This is a genomic window from Buttiauxella agrestis (assembly GCF_900446255.1).
GTDB lineage: Bacteria > Pseudomonadota > Gammaproteobacteria > Enterobacterales > Enterobacteriaceae > Buttiauxella > Buttiauxella agrestis.
Genome location: NZ_UIGI01000001.1, coordinates 2,979,913 through 2,998,598 on the forward strand (window position 1 = coordinate 2,979,913; position 18,686 = coordinate 2,998,598).

The 18,686-nt window shown below is 50.1% G+C and carries 18 protein-coding genes and 3 pseudogenes; 9 read left to right on the plus strand and 12 right to left on the minus strand.

Annotation, left to right across the window (positions count from 1 at the left end; all coding sequences use genetic code 11):
• Positions 1 to 57: 57 nt before the first annotated feature.
• The 9 genes and pseudogenes from DY231_RS14170 to DY231_RS14210 all read right to left on the minus strand — a co-directional run bounded on the left by DY231_RS14170 (position 58) and on the right by DY231_RS14210 (position 7,461).
• Positions 58 to 2,538, minus strand: a complete 2,481-nt coding sequence (locus DY231_RS14170) for a host specificity factor TipJ family phage tail protein (RefSeq protein ID WP_115629253.1) — start codon at positions 2,536 to 2,538, stop codon at positions 58 to 60.
• Positions 2,450 to 2,917: an NlpC/P60 family protein gene (locus DY231_RS14175; protein ID WP_115629256.1), complete on the minus strand. Its 468-nt coding sequence runs from the start codon at positions 2,915 to 2,917 to the stop codon at positions 2,450 to 2,452. The genes DY231_RS14170 and DY231_RS14175 overlap by 89 nt, the downstream gene beginning before the upstream one ends.
• The gene (locus DY231_RS14180; RefSeq protein ID WP_115629259.1) at positions 2,910 to 3,380 is read right to left on the minus strand and encodes a DUF1833 family protein; all 471 of its coding nucleotides are present in this window, start codon (positions 3,378 to 3,380) and stop codon (positions 2,910 to 2,912) included. Before DY231_RS14180 ends, DY231_RS14175 begins: the two co-directional genes overlap by 8 nt.
• Positions 3,380 to 3,876: pseudogene (locus DY231_RS14185) on the minus strand (hypothetical protein). Before DY231_RS14185 ends, DY231_RS14180 begins: the two are co-directional and overlap by 1 nt.
• Before the next feature lie 63 nt (positions 3,877 to 3,939).
• Complete coding sequence (locus tag DY231_RS14190) at positions 3,940 to 4,320, minus strand: SEN1984 family lipoprotein (protein ID WP_115629262.1); 381 nt, start codon at positions 4,318 to 4,320, stop codon at positions 3,940 to 3,942.
• 74 nt (positions 4,321 to 4,394) lie between these two features.
• Positions 4,395 to 4,811: pseudogene (locus DY231_RS14195) on the minus strand (tape measure protein); the annotation flags it as partial.
• A gap of 228 nt (positions 4,812 to 5,039) precedes the next feature.
• Positions 5,040 to 5,600 (minus strand): annotated as a pseudogene (locus DY231_RS25695) (integrase arm-type DNA-binding domain-containing protein); the annotation flags it as partial.
• A 600-nt stretch (positions 5,601 to 6,200) separates the two neighbouring features.
• Positions 6,201 to 6,431 (minus strand): hypothetical protein, encoded by a 231-nt coding sequence (locus tag DY231_RS14205; protein ID WP_115629265.1) that lies wholly within the window; start codon positions 6,429 to 6,431, stop codon positions 6,201 to 6,203.
• Positions 6,432 to 6,702: 271 nt separating this feature from the next.
• Positions 6,703 to 7,461 (minus strand): DUF481 domain-containing protein, encoded by a 759-nt coding sequence (locus DY231_RS14210; RefSeq protein WP_115629268.1) that lies wholly within the window; start codon positions 7,459 to 7,461, stop codon positions 6,703 to 6,705.
• A 289-nt stretch (positions 7,462 to 7,750) separates the two neighbouring features.
• Between DY231_RS14210 and pfkB the strand changes: the two genes are divergently transcribed.
• The 3 genes from pfkB to DY231_RS14225 all read left to right on the plus strand — a co-directional run bounded on the left by pfkB (position 7,751) and on the right by DY231_RS14225 (position 10,035).
• Entirely contained in the window at positions 7,751 to 8,680 is a 930-nt protein-coding gene (gene pfkB, locus DY231_RS14215; RefSeq protein WP_115629270.1) for a 6-phosphofructokinase II, read from the plus strand.
• 100 nt (positions 8,681 to 8,780) lie between these two features.
• Entirely contained in the window at positions 8,781 to 9,071 is a 291-nt protein-coding gene (gene ghoS, locus DY231_RS14220) for a type V toxin-antitoxin system endoribonuclease antitoxin GhoS (RefSeq protein WP_115629272.1), read from the plus strand.
• Positions 9,072 to 9,174: 103 nt separating this feature from the next.
• Positions 9,175 to 10,035, plus strand: a complete 861-nt coding sequence (locus DY231_RS14225) for a fructosamine kinase family protein (protein WP_115629275.1) — start codon at positions 9,175 to 9,177, stop codon at positions 10,033 to 10,035.
• A 38-nt stretch (positions 10,036 to 10,073) separates the two neighbouring features.
• Here the strand turns inward: DY231_RS14225 and DY231_RS14230 are convergent, their stop codons facing one another.
• Positions 10,074 to 10,610, minus strand: coding sequence for a YniB family protein (locus tag DY231_RS14230; protein ID WP_034494787.1), 537 nt, complete (start codon positions 10,608 to 10,610; stop codon positions 10,074 to 10,076).
• 167 nt (positions 10,611 to 10,777) lie between these two features.
• On the opposite strand from DY231_RS14230, the gene hxpB reads away from it, so the two are divergent.
• From hxpB to DY231_RS14255, 5 genes are all read left to right on the plus strand, one after another.
• A complete protein-coding gene (hxpB, locus tag DY231_RS14235) occupies positions 10,778 to 11,446 on the plus strand; it encodes a hexitol phosphatase HxpB (RefSeq protein WP_115629277.1) in 669 nt (222 codons plus the stop codon).
• 156 nt (positions 11,447 to 11,602) lie between these two features.
• Entirely contained in the window at positions 11,603 to 12,364 is a 762-nt protein-coding gene (gene kduD / locus DY231_RS14240) for a 2-dehydro-3-deoxy-D-gluconate 5-dehydrogenase KduD (RefSeq protein WP_115629278.1), read from the plus strand.
• A 113-nt stretch (positions 12,365 to 12,477) separates the two neighbouring features.
• On the plus strand, positions 12,478 to 13,068 hold the full coding sequence (locus DY231_RS14245) for a metal-dependent hydrolase (protein WP_115629281.1): 591 nt from the start codon (positions 12,478 to 12,480) through the stop codon (positions 13,066 to 13,068).
• A 132-nt stretch (positions 13,069 to 13,200) separates the two neighbouring features.
• A complete protein-coding gene (locus DY231_RS14250; RefSeq protein ID WP_034494781.1) occupies positions 13,201 to 14,592 on the plus strand; it encodes an L-cystine transporter in 1,392 nt (463 codons plus the stop codon).
• 130 nt (positions 14,593 to 14,722) lie between these two features.
• Entirely contained in the window at positions 14,723 to 15,409 is a 687-nt protein-coding gene (locus tag DY231_RS14255) for a tetratricopeptide repeat protein (protein WP_115629284.1), read from the plus strand.
• Between the two features lie 36 nt (positions 15,410 to 15,445).
• Here DY231_RS14255 and cedA read toward each other — a convergent pair whose 3' ends face one another.
• A complete protein-coding gene (cedA, locus tag DY231_RS14260; RefSeq protein WP_034494779.1) occupies positions 15,446 to 15,685 on the minus strand; it encodes a cell division activator CedA in 240 nt (79 codons plus the stop codon).
• A 157-nt stretch (positions 15,686 to 15,842) separates the two neighbouring features.
• Between cedA and katE the strand changes: the two genes are divergently transcribed.
• Positions 15,843 to 18,101 (plus strand): catalase HPII, encoded by a 2,259-nt coding sequence (gene katE / locus DY231_RS14265; RefSeq protein WP_115629287.1) that lies wholly within the window; start codon positions 15,843 to 15,845, stop codon positions 18,099 to 18,101.
• A 52-nt stretch (positions 18,102 to 18,153) separates the two neighbouring features.
• On the opposite strand, the gene osmE is transcribed toward katE, so the two are convergent.
• Positions 18,154 to 18,492: an osmotically-inducible lipoprotein OsmE gene (gene osmE, locus DY231_RS14270; protein ID WP_115629290.1), complete on the minus strand. Its 339-nt coding sequence runs from the start codon at positions 18,490 to 18,492 to the stop codon at positions 18,154 to 18,156.
• Between the last annotated feature and the right edge of the window lie 194 nt (positions 18,493 to 18,686).

The following is an 18,686-nucleotide window of genomic DNA, read 5'->3' on the forward strand; positions in this document are numbered from 1 at the left end:
ATTTTTCCATAAAAAACCCGGCGCATTGGCCGGGTTCGTAGTTGTGGGATGCTTTCGTTAGGGGTAAATCAGATCGCTGTATTCTCGAACTGTCAGCGCTGTGGTTCCGTCAGTGCCAGGGCTCTTGTCTGTAACTTCCCACTTGGTGGCATCAAGCTCCTCAGTCGAGGCAATGAAGTAACGCGATGGTGATTGCACGTTCATTCCGTCATAGATATTGAGCTCGATATTTGGGATAGCAGCGCTGAATCCGAACGCGGTATCTGCGAGGGGTTGAGCCTGGTAGCGCGCTGTCGGCGTGCCGTGATAGTCCGTAACCACCACGAACATTGAGCTGGCAAAGTTAATCCGCTCGCTTGTTTCGAAGACGTTACCGATGCGCGAAACGATATAGCCGGATTGCTGGTTGGTGTCGTATGTATCGACTATCTGCACCATATCACCAACATTGATCCACTCACCGTCAGCCATTGTTGTGATGCTCATTGCCATGCGGCAGTAGATCAAACGCTCGCACTCTCTCAGCGCTCGCTCATTGGCCTGGTAAGCATCTCTGACATACATCATCTCGAACTTTCTCGCCTTCACTGGCGAGCCAGAAATGATGCTGTTTCCGTTTATCCGGTAGCGGATGAATGCCTGCTTGTTTGTGTTCGGGTCACGGTACTGCACCTCCACGCCATCGAATCCGCCTGGCAGCGTCATGTCATAGCTGAGTGAGTAACCCGCTTCGACCGTGTTATTGCGGTTGAATACCGTCGCCGGAGTAGTCCGTTTCGTGTCACGCACAAACGACATCACGCCGTCATCCCAGAACGCGGTTACACTGGCGGCATCGCAGATAGTTTCCAGCCGCGCGCCGAGCGACACATCCTCATCATCAAAGGTGAAATCGAAGCGTCCAAGTCGTGGGTCTATCGCGTCAATCTCAGCCTGAATCTGATAGAGGCCGTACAGGTCAGTATTGTTTTCAGGCTGCCCGCCCATGACCAGCCAGGTATGCGCTACGGCATCCGCAAACTTGCGGGACGGCCTCAGCGTGTAATCAACTGACTGCGTGCTGAGTGAGTAGCTGATGGTGTGGCGGTTAATGAGTGCGTTATATTTCATTTCGCGCCCGGTGGAGCTCTCCGTGGCTCTGACCTTGATGATGACCGTAGTGTCATCAGGATGAACAACATTCGTCCTGACGTTAACAGCGTGGATTTCCTCAACTTCCAGGATGCTCCTGTCATGGCTGTTGTTCGTCCTGGTCATCGTAATGGAGTAGCGCCCTTCGCCCGCCAGTGGCGTTATCTTGTCCGTTCTGTAGAAAGTATCGGACAGGTCGTCTCGCGGGTTTTGCACATGGAACGTCAGAGACTGATTTGTGCCGGGGATCTGGTTGTTATCATCGTCAACCTTCCAGATATCAACACGCCAGTCGGTGTAGTCATTCCCACCCAGTTTTGATTGAGTGTGAATCCACAATTGCGAAGATATGAGCGGAGAGAAGAACGGGCCAACTGAAACCCCTGAGTTCTGCATCAGCACAAACTTCGTGGTATTGATGGTCGCCGTTTCAATCGGCACACCGGGGCCGTTTAGCTGATCGAATATGAACTCGTAATAATAAACAGGCGTGATTACTGAGCCATCATCACTTTCAATGCAGTTGATCAGGTTGCCGGTTAGCGTGACATCCTGAGTAACCGACCCGGTAGTTGTGGGGTAAGTGATATTGATGATGAACTTAACCGGTGATGGCCGTGGCAGGTCTTTGAAGAAATCAAACTCACTCTGCCTGACAATTTTCATTGCCACTTGCCCGCTGGTATAGCTACCACTCACCACTGTATTAGCTGTGGCCGTCTCTACTGGAAGCTCACTGCTTTCATTCGGGCCGGGTAACTCCTGCCCGTCGACATCATCATGCTGATACCCCTCGATGACGGTCGGAATGACCTCTCCTGGCCCGTAAACGGTATAGGATGCGCCTGCCATTGAGCCGATGTTAGTTTCCGAATAGCGAACGGAACTGTAATCGTATTTACCCAGGCCAAAGTTCATGAACTGAGTCACTTCTTTGTTATTGCTCACGTACTCGAAAATAAGCTGCTGAATCATGTCCGGGAAAGCGCGAACAAGGCCGTAGTTATCCGGGCGCGCCTCGCCGTTACGGGCGATGTTAGTTTGCCCTTTCAGGCTATTGTTCGGTGAGGTCTTGGCTTGTCCCGCCGCGCCGACAGCATTAGGCTGCTTGATGAAGGCGCCCATTACCTTTTGCGTGAATTTTATTGGATTGAGATGTTCGAATGGGTTGAGCAGGGTTTTAACCAGGCCGCCACCCTTTGGCTGGTCGAAGATGATAATGCGGTCGTCTGATTTGATGCAAAAATCGATGTCATCATCATCCTGCAACTCGCGGCCGTTAATGATGGCCCGCACATCAGAATGAACGCCCGCTGTTTCAAGCCACTCGCTGAACTTCACTCCCGCGCGCGCATGCATCCGTTGCTTTGGCAGCCCCGGCACTCTCTGTATTTCGATTACCGGCATATCTGAGGAGCTCCGTTTTTGTGAATAATTTCTGGATGGTGCGGATCTGGTCGGAACGGACATTTCCATTCTCGCCGCGGCTGTGCAGCGCCCTGCCATCAACAATCAGCCCGACATGCACCGGCTGCGCGCCGTAATAGGCAATGAAGATATCGCCGTCGCTGAAGTGTTCTGCTGGCTGCCAGTACACAACCTCACTTTCAAAGCACGTCATGAAGTCCTCACCCGCTTCGTAGTCAGGCGAGTGGTGCAGCTCAATGCCGAGAACGTGCCGGTAATAGAGAGTGACTAACCCCCAACAATCAGCCGCTTCAAACGTGCAGGCGCGGTTATGCCAGGGTATGCCAATCACCCTTTCAAGAAATTCAGACTTAAGCATTTTGCAGTCCCGGAAACTCTTCGACGTTATAGAGCAGGCCAATGTTGGCGTTGAGGGGGTTCTTGATAGTCAGCGACACGGTGACATCACTTGCGTCCAGACTGATATCGCTCACAAATAGCGTCCACGGCTTCAGCGGCGTGTTCATATCTGAGGCGTCAAAGCGCTGGTATGTGAACTGAATTGGCACGATGCGATCAAATGCTTTCCACTGTTTTAGTTGCTGCTTGAAATCCGTCGCCAGGCGGCTGAATTTCACTGTGGAGGTAATGACAGGCGTCGAACTCTGCGGGCTATCTGCAATTTCCATCCGGCACGGCTGATACTCCTGCCCGGCGAATGTCTTCGAAAATACCTGGTCTTTGACAAGCCTGATATAGCCGAAAGTTTCGCTGTAGATGGTGATTGTGTCGTAGAGGATGCGGTTCGGCCTGCGGCTCTTGTACTCTCTGAAAGTCGGCATTATGGAACCCTCGGGAGTGACTCTGGATCACGATTATCTGGATACCCGGTCACGACAATATCGAGGAAGCTTGCCCACGGAGGCGGCAGTTCAACAATAATGTCGGCGTAATCGTCATCGGAGTTTTTCAGCTGTCGGCAGATAACATCGCCTGACCAGGTGAAGACTGATCCTGATTGGCTCCATGTCGGGTAAGCGGTAAAGTGAAGCTCCTGCATCTCAGGCTCACCATATGCACCCGATCCGATACCCACTGGCATGAGGAACCATTGATTGCAGTTGTCCAGATAATTAGGGCTGCGCAACCACTGCATGAATGCCCGGTGCTGTGCCAGGGTGAATACCCATGTCAGCGAGAAGCCCGTTTTCAGGTCGTCGGTGAGTTTCTGAAATATTGGCGCGCCAACTTGCGGAAGTTCAGTGCGAAAGCCGGTATCTGGCTTGGGTGTTTTCGACTTCTGGGCCAGCGGAGCCAGTCCGGGTAAGCAATTGCCATTTACCGTTCTCCGGGCAATAAAAAACCCGCCGAAGCGGGTTAATGTTTATGTATCAGATTGAGTTAATCAGCCCATCCTGACTTAGTGTTTATTGTCGACTCAGCCATTGTGTATTTCTCAACGGTGTCATCCTTGAAAAGAATGGTCAGCTCTTTCTTCGTTCCGCTAGTGCCGTTGTGGAACATCCCATAGAAAGGAATGAACGATTTACCATCAACCTTCACTTTGGCAAAAGCGTACTTCCAGATTTCTTTGCCGCCGTCCGTAAATGTGACGTTATCAGGAGATCCAAACATACCTTTAACTTGCGTTTTGGTGGTCGTACCTTCTTTTATCTTCGACTGCATGCTGACTTCAGTTTCTTTCTGAAGGTGCTTATTTCCAGAAGACGCGCAGCCAGCAAGAAGCATTACAACCATTGATGCGACCAATAATTTCTTCATATCCCTATCCCAAAAGTAATAATTTTCCACATGATATCAGATGGATAGCGCAAGTTAACGCAACAATTACTCTCGCGCTTTTCTCGGTGCCTGGTGATACTGCTCAATAGCTTGGCTCGCTGGGCCGCGCCGTTGCTGATGTCGTAAACGAACGCATCAACTGTCCACCCGCCTTTACCATCAGGCGTGGCCTGCGCGTCCACAGTTGAACTGGTGTAGTTATTGATGTTTACAACAACACCGCCTCCTCCACCGCTCCCGCTCTGCATATCCTTGTTGCTGATAACCTTACCGTTATCGCCGGGGATCATGAATTGCTTACCGCTGCTGGCCTGGTAGATTTCAGGCATACCGCCCTCACCTACCTGGTACATTGAGCCAGCCGATACCGGGCCACCATTCTTGCGTTTCCCTGCAATTGAACTGGAAAGCGCCATTGCTGCTATTACTGCGCCAATACCAATTGCTGCTGCGCCACCGAATGAGCCGATATCCGGAACACGCCAAACCCTACCCTTCAGGTCAAACTCTGATTTCTTAGCCAGGCGAAGCTCTACGCCGCGACAACCGGTAAGCAAGAGAAGCTTCAGAAATAACTGGTTCTGATAAGTGATCGTTGACGCTTCAACCGCCTTCCAGAATGCATTAATTTCACCATCGCTAAAGTTCCGCTTCCCGCTTTTCGCTGGTTTACCCACATCGATTATGCGTAAGTCAGCTACAGGGTTTCTCTTGATCATCTCTGTACGGATGCAATATGAAAATATTGTCTTCATGCGAGACAGTACTTCCCCTGAAAAAGTCTCTGCACCATTCTCACGCATTCTCTTGAAAACTGGCTGCCAGTGAGAAATAGCCATGTCATCAACAATCATGTTACCGACATAAGAGCTAACGTGCCGTTTTAGCGCCCTATCCCAATGGTCTCGCTTGACAAGCCGACTTGCTGACGCACTTACCAGCCACGCATTAATACAGTCTTCAACAGTCGCGGCCTGAATGTTGGTTTCAATCTGCATATCTCGAACCGTGATAGGGTCACGCCCAACGGATACGAGCTTCCGATATTCAGCGACGAGTTCTCGCGCTTCCTTAAGCGATAATTCATCATACTGGCCCAGCGTCATTCGCCTTGGCTTGCCGTCAATTTTGTATCGGTATTGAAAAGCGATCACTCCAGTCGGGGTTACGCGAACTGAAAGCCCATTAGCATCAGATAGCTCAATACGCTTTTCTATAGGCTTCCCGTTTATCTTCCTGAGCTTTGCATCCGTTAACATGTGTACACCCTGATAACTGTGTACACGATTTTTACGGCACGAACTGGAATAAGATAAAACGGAGTGAAACACCTGAATGGTGCTTAGTCAATGATAGCAAGGCGTTAGATTGGGAAAGTGAAACGGGGAGTAACAAGGGGAAACACTAGAGGTGGTCTACACGTAAGATCACATGCAACGTTTATTTTGCTTTAGTTTCAAATAGTTGGGCAGCCATCTCGCCTACAATTGCAAGGCCGACTGCACAATTTATGCGCGCGCGTGAGGTTCACAGCTTCGCGACGGTTGGGAATACTATCACTTTCAGGAGGGAATGTCGCGCTTTGAGACCAAAAGGTCTCGTCTGACAATAAGAATAACCACCTGTTTTATCTTCATTTTAGGGGCGTTCTCTATGGGGTCTTATTAATTTAAGGAAAGCCTGTTCATTACAATTAATAAATTTCTCTAACGTTTTAAACTCAATCTATTCCGTGATACCGAAGTCGTGTGCCAGACATAAAAAAACCGGGCTTCATGCTCGGCTTTTTATTTCATGCGAAATTTAAATGAAGTCATCAATTAAGAGTTCCGCACAAAGGGATAATAAAACTTAAATTGTTAAGACCACTCACCTGCAACCAGGGTATGAACATTAAAAGCATCATCCATAGATTGCCCTGTAGATTGTGCGCCAGGTTGAATATTGGAACCAGCTTCAATATCGGTTGCATGCCATACGGCAGCAGGAGCGGTTTCTGTTGTTGTGGTCGTAGCAGGCGCTGCAGCAAATGCGCCAAATGAAAGCACCGAAAGTGCAATAGCTACAGTGGCATATTTAATATTTGTCATAGTCTTTATTCTCTTATTTATTAGTGGGCCAGCAAGTTATTATCTCTCTACAAAATAAGAGTAGATCCAGATCACACTTTTGACAAGGCTAATGACTTATCAATTCGTGTCAAATATATAGAAGATATGACTAAACAGAAGATTAAGGAGGAATTATGGAGAAAATTAGTTAGGTATCTTTTTTATTTAAAATAAAACCATGGACCAAAATAATATTAGCACATATTGATAATTTAAAACAATAAAGCCGGGCATGACCCGGCTTTGCCAATTACATCTTATAACCAAGCGTCACTGCAGTGCGGCGATCGGTGTGCTCAGGTGCAGAATCTGGCGGATTGGCGTTCCAGGTGACGTTATAACCCACCCGCAAACCGAAGTGCTCATTGATAGCAACTTCGAGCGCCGTTTCAGAGTTCACCGTCGTATCTTCACTACCCAGCACAGAAACGCCCTGGATAAATTTAGCATTGTCGGTCAATTGCCAGTTATAGATACCGGACGCATAACCCAACGCCTGAGTCTTGTGATCGCCATCTGAGTATTCGTCGTAACGAACGCCAGGACCGAATTCCACACGCAGACTGTGCACAGGCCCACTAAGGAACTGACGACCATAACCCGCGGTGAGGACATCCCTGGCTTGATAACCGTTGAATCGGTCCGTCAACCAGCTTCCCTGGCCAAACAAATAATCGCTGTCTGTCATGTTGTAACGGCTACGACCGCCCAGTGCATAAGTCTCAGAAGAGCGCTGATCGTTAGCAGAGGTATTGTTTGCGTTGCCCCACAGAGACCATGCGGTAGAGGTGTTGTACCAGGTCAGGTTGGAGTTCGCCGTCAATGAGGAGCTTGTTGTGTTACCTGATTGAGCAAGGTAGCCCGCGTTCAGATTACCTTCGAAAGGTTTTTTGGCGGTGGATGGGTCATCCATGACAGTGAAAACCGAATTATCTGCAATTGCAAAGTGACTCAATAGCGCACTTCCGGTCAGCAAAATAGCAGCCGGTACTGTCTTAACAAAATTCATTTAATCGTCCGTACAACATAAAAAGAAACCATCAAGGTTCCGGAATCTTTTCTGTGGATCAAATATTTATGAGCCAAGAAAGGTTACAAATTATAAAAAAGCCCGAATAACATAGCAATGAATTCTTCTTTCATTTTTTGAATAAGAGAGCTCTTAAAACATGTTTACTTTCATAAACATAGAGATCGGTTGCTTTTTACAAATCATTTGATAAATCATGATGTTAATCGACATTCAACATCCTGAAACAGTGCTACGCTTTATCCCAATGCTAAATTAAGGAGGATATATGACACGCATTTACACTTTGACTCTCGCCCCTTCTCTCGACAGCGCAACACTCACCGCACAAATTTATCCCGAAGGGAAACTACGTTGTACCGCACCCGTTTTTGAACCAGGCGGTGGTGGCATTAACGTTGCGCGAGCGATTGCTCATCTTGGCGGGCAGGCAACCGCCATTTTCCCGTCAGGAGGTGCCACCGGAGAACACCTTTGCAACCTGCTTTTAGATGAACACGTTGCTATTGATACCGTTGAGGCACAGAACTGGACGCGGCAAAACCTGCATGTTCACGCGCAATCCACAGGCGAACAATATCGTTTCGTCATGCCGGGTGCCGCACTGAGCGCTGACGAATTTCGCCTTCTTGAAGAAAAAGTGCTGACCATACAATCCGGTTCCATTCTGGTCATTAGCGGCAGCCTGCCGCCGGGCATAGATGTCGCTGAACTCTGCGCATTAGTCAAAGCCGCGCAAAAATCCGGAATACGCTGCATTGTCGATAGCTCTGGTGAGGCGTTAAAAGCCACGCTTGAAATAGGAGGTATCGAACTGGTTAAACCCAATCAAAAAGAGCTGAGTGCGCTGGTGAATCGCGACCTGACGCAACCTGACGATGTCCGCAAAGCAGCACAAGAAATTGTTGATAGTGGCAAAGCCAAATGTGTCGTGGTCTCACTTGGCCCGCAAGGTGCGCTGGGCGTTGACGCCAGCGGATGTGTGCAGGTCGTTCCGCCGCCGGTGAAAAGCCAAAGTACCGTTGGCGCGGGTGACAGCATGGTTGGAGCGATGACCCTGAAACTTGCCGAAAGCGCGCCGCTATTAGATATGGTTCGTTTTGGCGTCGCCGCCGGTAGTGCCGCAACGCTTAACCAGGGTACGCGTTTGTGCTCACTGGAAAACACGCAAAAAATCTACGACTACTTGCGAAGTTAACGAGTCGGGTACGCGCTGGGCGACTTGTCGTTTCGTCAAAAGTCGCCATTTTGCGCAGAAAGGCTATGCTAAAACCTTCGGGATAACAACGAGGTGAATCATGAGTAACGGAGACATCGAGCGGTATGTCATCACATTAAAATTTCAGGAACATAATCTCACCGACCTTAACGAGTTAAATAACCATCTGACGCGCGGCGGTTTTTTGCTCACACTGTCTGATGACGAAGGGAAAGTACACGAATTAGGTATCAACACCTTCGGTTTAATTAGCCCTTTAAGCCCGAAAGAAGTGGAAGAACTTGCCCGTGGTCTTGGCAAACTGGCATTAGGCGTGGAGCCAGAAGTTTCAGTCACAACCTGGGAGGCCTGGCAGCAAGAGAGTAAATAGCTTTGTTTCAAATATCATGACCGGGGATGTGCGTTAGTTCGAAGTTTGACCCGGTTAACAGCGATAAGCTAATGATCTACCAGAAAACCTGGGGAGAAGTATCATGTGGCAAGCCATTAGTCGTCTGTTAAGTGAACAACTCGGCACCGCTGAAATCGAACATCGTACAGAATTACCCGGCGGAGAGATTCATGCCGCCTGGCGTATTCACTATGCCGGTCATGAGATCTTTGTCAAAAGCGACGCTCGCGAGATGTTACCCATTTTCACCGCCGAAGCCGATCAGCTTGAGTTACTGTCGCGCAGTAACACAGTGCGAGTCCCCAAAGTCTGGGCGCTCGGCAGCGATCGAGATTACAGCTTCCTGCTGCTCGAATACATGCCCGCTAAACCGCTGGATGCGCATAACGCCTTTTTGCTGGGGCAACAGCTGGCACGTTTGCATGAATGGAGTGACCAACCGCAGTTTGGGCTAGATTTTGATAACGATCTTTCTACCACGCCGCAGCCAAATGCCTGGCAACGACGCTGGTCCACATTCTTTGCCGAGCAACGTATCGGCTGGCAACTTGAACTCGCCGCAGAGAAAGGTATCCAGTTTGGTGATATCGACTTAATTGTCGAGTTTGTTCATCAAGCTCTTGCCTCCCACCAGCCGCAACCTTCTTTATTACACGGTGATTTGTGGTCGGGGAATTGCGCGATGGGCCCGGATGGGCCATTTATCTACGATCCGGCATGCTACTGGGGTGACAGAGAGTGCGATTTAGCCATGTTGCCTTTGCACCCGAATCAACCCCCACAAATTTATGATGGTTATCAGTCAGTTTGTCCCCTTCCTTCCGATTTCCTCTTACGCCAGCCGATTTACCAACTCTACACCCTGCTCAACCGTGCAATTTTGTTCGGCGGTCAGCATTTAGTGGTCGCACAAAAAGCGCTTGATAGAGTTCTGGCCGCGTAAAAAACTCGCCACTCCCGCGCATCAGGAGTGGCGTTTTTCTAGATAAAGCCCAATAAAGAAAAGAAGAAGTAACCGATGACGATGATAATGACAGGTAAAATATAGAGCGGGAAAATTTGCAGGAATATCGTGTGGCGTGGCACCACAATTTTGCTGTCGATTTGCTCTTTGGTTAATCCGTCCGGCCCTTTTGCCTGTTCCAGAATCAACTGATCCTGCACACCTTCGCGCAGAAACTTCGCCTGGCGGCTCATGCGCGCGCCCGATGCCTGTAACGCAAGACCCACAAATATCAGCGCGTAGATCACCCAAAACAGCACATTGGCTTGTTGATGGAACTCCGGCTGGGGCGAGTTGTACCAGAAGAAATTCAAAAATGGCGTATTAAAACGCATCATCTCAATCATGACGTGCGCGAAATCCAGCATCACGGCATTAATGCCCGCCTGTTTTTCGCTATGTTCATACATAAACTTCAAAATTGAAATCAGTGTTGAAATCACTGCCGGGATGAAAATTACCCAGCCAGCCACACGTTTGAGTACGGCAATGCGTCCAGCTTGTTGATACGTCATTCGTTCCCCTTTGGTTAAGACGCAACTTGTACGCACAAAGTTTACCTCGTTTGGTGTGATTTCGCCTGAGCTTTGCGGGCGATTTTCACAAAGCGGTGGCATCAACGCGTAATTCCAGCTATTCATAAGGGATCTTATTGGTAATGCACAAAGACAGGAGTCGATAAATGGCTGCAACGCGCCAGATTTTAGCTGCAATTTTTGATATGGACGGTTTGCTGATTGATTCAGAACCATTATGGGACGAGGCGGAGCTGGAGGTCATGGCGAGCTTGGGTGTGGATATTTCGCGCCGTTGCGAACTGCCCGATACGCTCGGTCTGCGTATCGACCTGGTGGTTGATTTATGGTTTGCCCAACAACCCTGGAATGGCCCAGGTCGCGAAGAAGTCACCCAACGCGTTATTACGCGTGCGATTAGCCTGGTTGATGAAAAGCGCCCCATTTTACCCGGCGTTCGCGAAGCCATTGCGTTATGTAAAGCGCAGGGTCTGAAAGTCGGTCTGGCTTCAGCATCGCCGCTGCATATGCTCGAGCGCGTCCTCGAAATGTTTGACCTGCGTGACCAATTTGATGCCATTGCGTCCGCTGAACATCTACCGTACAGCAAGCCACATCCGCAAGTTTATCTCGATGCTGCCGCAAAACTGGGAGTTGATCCGCTGACGTGTGTCACGCTCGAAGATTCGGTTAACGGCATGATTGCCACCAAAGCGGCCCGCATGCGGTCGATTGTGGTTCCAGCCGAAGAAAACCGTAGTGATGATCGCTGGTGCCTGGCAAATGCCAAACTCTCCTCGCTGACAGAATTACGCGCCGAACATCTGCTGGGTTAATCATTTTAAGGTGCGGGGCTACCCCGCATCCTTCTCAAAACACTACCTGCGTCAAAATTATTGAAACATCATTTCAATTAAGTTTGAGTTTCTGCAATCCCCTACCTATCCTTTATTTACACGCGCAAATGCGCATTTCCGGATACCGGGGTAACTATGATTCTCGATGCTTTTAATCTGCAAGGTAAAGTCGCTATCGTCACGGGTTGTGATACCGGGCTTGGCCAGGGAATGGCGATTGGCCTTGCCGAGGCTGGCTGCGACATCGTCAGTGTGAACCGCAAAGTCCCGCAAGAGACAGCGCAAAAAGTTCAGGCGTTGGGCCGACGTTTTATGGCAATCCAGGCCGATTTAAGCCAGCAAGACGCCATTGCCAGTATCGTAGAACAAGCCGTCGCCGGTATGGGGAAAATCGATATCCTGGTCAACAACGCCGGCACTATTCGCCGTGAGGATGCCCTTGAATTCAGCGAGAAGAATTGGGATGACGTGATGAACCTGAATATTAAATCGGTGTTCTTTCTCTCACAGGCGGTAGCAAAGCAGTTCATTAAGCAAGGAGGCGGCGGCAAAATTATTAACATCGCTTCCATGCTTTCGTTCCAGGGCGGTATCCGCGTCCCCTCTTATACGGCATCGAAAAGCGCAGTCCTGGGTGTCACGCGTCTGCTGGCAAACGAATGGGCGCAACACAACATTAATGTGAATGCCATCGCTCCGGGATACATGGTGACCAACAATACTCAACAGCTCCGCGAGGATGAACAACGCAGCCAGGAAATTCTCGACCGTATTCCCGCAGGCCGCTGGGGGCTTCCTGCCGACCTGCAAGGCCCGATTGTGTTTCTCGCATCCAGCGCTTCTGATTACGTCAATGGTTACACCGTTGCCGTCGATGGAGGCTGGCTAGCCCGCTAAACATGCCGCCGCCGGGCAATCGGCGGTTGCAAAATGTTACGCCGTCACCTCTTCCGTCTACTGTATAAAAACCCTATACTGTATGAATCGACAGTTTTCATCCAGGTAGCATCATGACGGCGGAAGGCCACCTTCTTTTTTCCATTGCCTGTGCAGTATTTGCTAAAAATGCTGAACTCACGCCAGTGCTCGCTCAGGGCGACTGGTGGCATATCGTGCCGTCAGCAATTTTGACCTGTTTACTACCGGATATCGACCATCCCAAGTCATTCCTCGGCCAACGCTTACCCTGGATTTCCAAACCGATTGCCCGCGCCTGCGGCCATCGTGGTTTTACACACAGTTTGTTCGCGGTGTTTGCAAGCCTTGCGTTGTTCTATCTCAAGGTGCCTGAAACCTGGCTCATCCCCGCCGATGCGCTGCAAGGCATGGTATTGGGCTATTTAAGCCATATTCTGGCGGACATGCTGACACCGGCTGGCGTTCCACTGCTCTGGCCGTGCCGCTGGCGCTTTCGTTTCCCGATAATCAGGCCGCAAAAAGGCAATCAGCTTGAACGCGCCTTATGCATGGTGTTATTCGGTCTGGCTGTGTGGATGCCGCAAAGCGTGCCCGATAACAGCGCAGTGCGCTGGTCATCACATATGATAATTTCGCTGCAAATGACCTTTAATAGTTTTTTAAATAACCACCTGGAACAATAATTAGACGAAATAACTCAAAATGTAATAATCAATTCCTTTTGAATATAAGACTCGTTCTGAGCTTCTGGTACGATTTACCCAATAAAGATGGCAAACAGTCCATCTATTGGTAAAACACTCAGGAGATACGGGATGAACTTTCCACTTATAGCGAACGTTATCGTGTTCGTTATTCTGCTGCTGTTGTTGGCGCAAACTCGCCACAAACAGTGGAGTCTGGCGAAGAAAGTACTGCTTGGTTTAGTGATTGGTGTGGTCTTTGGCCTTGCACTGCACACCATTTATGGCGAAGACAGCCCAGTACTGAAGCAATCTATCCAATGGTTCAACATCGTCGGCAACGGCTATGTACAACTACTGCAAATGATCGTGATGCCATTAGTGTTCGCCTCAATTCTGAGCGCGGTTGCACGTCTGCATAACGCATCGTCTTTGGGAAAAATCAGTTTCCTGACCATCGGCACTTTGCTGTTTACCACGCTGATTTCAGCGCTGGTCGGTGTTTTAGTCACCAACCTGTTTGGTTTGACGGCTGAAGGCCTGGTACAAGGGACTGCGGAAACTGCGCGTCTGAGCGCCATCGAAACCACTTACGTGGGCAAAGTGGCCGACCTGAACGTGCCACAGCTGATTCTGTCCTTCGTACCGAAAAACCCGTTTGCTGACCTGACCGGTGCGAATCCAACTTCCATTATTAGCGTGGTAATTTTCGCCGCCTTCCTGGGTGTTGCTGCACTGAAATTGCTGAAAGATGATGCCCCGAAAGGTGAACGCGTCCTGGTGGCGATTGATACGCTGCAAAGCTGGGTGATGAAGCTGGTTCGTCTGGTCATGCAACTGACTCCGTACGGCGTGCTCGCCCTGATGACCAAAGTCGTTGCCGGTTCAAACTTGCAAGACATCATCAAACTTGGCAGCTTCGTGGTCGCGTCCTACCTCGGCCTGGCGATCATGTTCGGTGTGCATGCGATTCTGCTGGCGGTTAATGGCGTTAGCCCACTGAAATACTTCCGTAAAGTGTGGCCAGTGCTGACCTTTGCCTTCACCAGCCGCTCCAGTGCTGCAAGTATCCCATTAAACGTTGAAGCGCAAACGCGTCGTCTGGGTGTTCCTGAATCTATCGCAAGCTTTGCTGCATCCTTTGGTGCGACCATCGGTCAGAACGGTTGTGCGGGTCTGTACCCGGCAATGTTGGCCGTAATGGTAGCGCCTACCGTGGGTATCAACCCGCTGGATCCGGTATGGATTGCAACGTTAGTCGGTATTGTGACCGTTAGCTCCGCAGGCGTGGCCGGTGTGGGCGGCGGTGCAACCTTCGCCGCACTGATTGTACTGCCAGCGATGGGCTTGCCGGTCACTTTGGTCGCATTGTTGATTTCTGTTGAACCGCTTATCGATATGGGCCGTACCGCCCTGAACGTCAGCGGCTCCATGACTGCCGGTACTATCACCAGCCAGTTGATGAAACAAACCGATAAAGAAGTCATGAATAGCGATGAAGAAGCAGAACTGGCGCATCGCTAACCAGTAGCTAAATCACCGCAGAATCTGCGACAATAAAGCGGCTCCCAAAACAGGGGGCCGTTTTTTTATTTATAACTTAGAGCGCCCGCATAGGGAGCCAAACCCGATTACCGCCTACGGAATTTCTTTCATGAAACGATTGTGCATTCTGATGTTCTTTTGTTTATCAACCGCCTGGGCCGAAACGCCCGACAGCCCCTATTTAAAGCAGGCTAAGGCAGGCGACAGCCGCGCTCAGTTCTATCTTGCCGATACCCTTTTTAGCGCAGGCGAATACCAGCAGGCTGAAGACTGGGCTGCAAAATCTGCGGCGCAAGGTGATGCTGATGCACTCGCCCTTCTGGCGCAGTTAAAAATTCAGAACCCGGCAACGGCGGATTACCAACAGGCTAAATCATTAGCTGAACAGGCAGTACAACGGGGCAGCAAAACCGGCGAAGTCACGCTCGCACGCCTTCTGGTAAACACACAAACCGGTAAACCTGATTACCCTGCTGCCATAAAGCTGCTGGAAAGCGCATCGCAGGACCTTGAAAGTGACTCCGCGGTGGATGCGCAGATGTTCTTAGGTTTGCTTTATGCCAATGGCGTGGGCATTCCCCAGGACGATGAGCAAGCCACATTCTGGTTCAAGCGCAGCTCGGCACTCTCCCGCACCGGTTATGCCGAATACTGGGCGGGCATGCTGTTTTTAAACGGTGAGAAAGGGTTTATTGCGGCCAATAAGCAACGAGCGTTGCAGTGGTTAAACCTGAGCTGTATGGAAGGTTTTGATACCGGCTGTGAAGAGTTTGAGCAAATCAGTAACGGCGGGTAAACCCGCCATTACGGCAACACCAAATCCGATAATCCCTCAGGAAATCTCGTTTTCATGTCTGACTTGCATCGCCCAACGTTGAGCCGCCTCCGGTAACGTAAAGGGCGGTGACTGGCGGAACGCATTCCCCACCAGCACAAATGCCACATAGCGATTGCGTAGCATCCACACATCCTTAAATCCTTCTACACGCCAGGCATGGGCTGGCGGCACGGGTTCAACACGCGGTTGATACGTAATAACGGGGCGAGTATTCGGTTGGCGCAAAGGTTTCATAGGCAATGGAATCAAAACTAAATTGATGAACAACTTCACTATGATAGCGGAGAACTGCCCTTCTCGTCTCGCGTTGAGATGACCTTGTCCTATAGTTAAAGATGTTTTGATCATACAAAGCATCTTTATAACAAGACTAAATCAGGAGAAGTGTTCAATGTCGACGAACGATAAACATCCGCTTAGCCACAATGCACCGATACATGACGCCAATGAATCAAAACCCGGAATGGATTCGCTGGCACCCGAAGACGGCTCACATCGCCCTTCCGCAGAACCCACGCCACCCGGCGCACAGCCCACCGCTGCGGGGAGTTTCAAAAGCCCGGACACTTCCAATGAAAAGCTGAAATCGCTCGATGTGCATCGCAAAGACGGTGAAAACTTCCCGCTCACCACCAACCAGGGCGTGCGCATCGCCGACGACCAAAATTCACTGCGCGCAGGTACGCGTGGGCCTACGCTTCTGGAAGATTTTATCCTGCGGGAAAAAATCACCCATTTTGACCATGAGCGTATTCCCGAGCGTATCGTTCACGCCCGCGGTTCAGCCGCCCACGGCTATTTCCAACCGTATAAAAATTTATCGGATGTCACCAAAGCCGATTTCTTATCCGACCCTGACAAAATCACCCCGGTATTCGTTCGATTTTCTACCGTCCAGGGCGGCGCTGGCTCCGCCGATACCGTGCGTGATATCCGTGGGTTTGCCACCAAGTTCTACACCGAAGAAGGGATTTTCGATTTAGTCGGCAACAACACGCCGGTGTTTTTCATTCAGGACGCGCATAAATTCCCGGATTTTGTCCATGCCGTTAAACCCGAGCCGCACTGGGCTATCCCGCAAGGCGGCAGCGCCCACGACACCTTCTGGGATTATGTTTCGCTGCAACCCGAAACATTGCACAACGTCATCTGGGCGATGTCTGACCGTGGCTTACCGCGCAGTTACCGCACCATGGAAGGTTTTGGGATCCATACCTTCCGCATGATAAACGCCGAGGGCAAAGCCACTTTCGTGCGCTTCCACTGGAAACCAACCGCCGGAAAAGCCTCTCTTATCTGGGATGAGTCGCAAAAACTGACGGGCCGTGACCCGGACTTCCACCGTCGCGACCTCTGGGAATCTATCGAGGCAGGCGATTTCCCGGAATACGAACTGGGACTGCAATTAATTCCAGAAGAAGATGAATTTAAGTATGACTTTGACCTGCTGGACCCCACTAAACTGATCCCTGAAGAACTGGTTCCGGTTCACCTGGTGGGCAAAATGACGCTCAATCGCAACCCGGATAATTTCTTTGCCGAAAACGAACAGGCGGCGTTCCATCCGGGCCATATTGTTCCTGGACTCGATTTCAGTAATGACCCGCTGTTGCAGGGGCGCTTGTTCTCCTACACCGATACGCAAATCAGCCGTCTGGGTGGGCCAAACTTCCACGAAATCCCGATTAACCGCCCAACCTGCCCGTATCACAACTTCCAGCGTGACGGCATGCACCGCATGGATATCGACAGTAATCCGGCAAACTACGAGCCGAATTCAATTAACGATAACTGGCCGCGTGAAACGCCTCCAGGCCCGAAACGCGGAGGTTTCGAAAGCTACCAGACGCGCGTTGAAGGGCATAAAATCCGTGAGCGCAGTCCATCGTTTGGCGAATATTACTCACATCCGCGCCTGTTCTGGCAAAGCCAGACGCCTGTTGAACAACAGCATATTATCAGCGCGTTTAGCTTTGAATTATCCAAGGTCGCCAGACCCTATATTCGTGAACGCGTGCTCGATCACCTCACGCGTATCGATATTTCCCTCGCTCAGCCGGTTGCGGAAAACCTGGGCATCGAACTGTCACACGAGCAAATGCACGTCGCACCACCGAAAGACGTCAACGGATTGAAGAAAGACCCGAGCCTTAGCCTGTATGCGGTGCCGAGTGGTTCCGTAAAGGGCCGCGTAGTGGCGATTTTGCTCAGTGAAAAAGCCAATGCAGCGGATGTGCTGGCGACCATGAAAGCATTAAAAAATGAAGGCGTGCACACCAAATTGCTGTTTGCCCGTATGGGTGAAGTGGCTGCTGATGACGGTTCCCTATTGCCCATCGGCGCAACCTTTGCGGGTTCACCTTCGGTCACAGTCGATGCGGTCATTGTGCCGGGAGGCGACCTGAGTTCAATTCTCGATAATGGTGATGCGGCTTACTATTTACTGGAAGCCTATAAACACTTGAAAGTGATTGGTCTCGCAGGAGATGCCCGCCAGTTCAAATCTAAACTGGCGATTGATGCGCAGGGTGAAGAAGGTGTTGTAGAAGGTGACGCTGTCACAAAATCATTTACCGATGATTTCCTGAAATCTTTAGCCGCCCACCGCGTCTGGTCGCGGCATAACAAAATCGCTCATATCCCGGCATAAGCCATAAAAAAAGCCGCCACATTAGTGACGGCTTTTTCAGAAATAACGGGAATTATTTCTTAGTCTGCGGATCGGTATCGTACTCAGCACAAGTCTGATAACCCGAATTCATCACATGCCCGGTGTCATCAAGGGCGACGAAATAAGTTTCTGTTTTGCCATCGCGCTGGCCAAGAATATAAGTCTGGCAAGTCCCACGCGCGTGAATCATGGTCACTTCAGAAGAAGGCTTGCCGGCCACCTGCTGCACTTGCTCACGGCTCATGCCTTTTTTCACATCTTTCACGACTGGCGTCGTAACCTGATCTTTTGTGCGGTCATATGCCGTACAACCCGCAAGCATAGTCATCACCGCTGCTGCACCTAAAATTCCTGCAAAAGTCTTGTTCATATTTTATCCTCGTTTTTCAGGGTATTGCTCATGCGTGTTAGATAAGCCTGGAATATAAAAGAGGTTTTATCAACTAAGCAGACCAAATGAACAAATTTTAGGATTATTATACAAAACACCATGTTAGCGCCAAATCGCTCTAAATCGCGCCAAATGGTTCCCATGCCCCCGCATGAGTCTTGTCGTTTTACCTA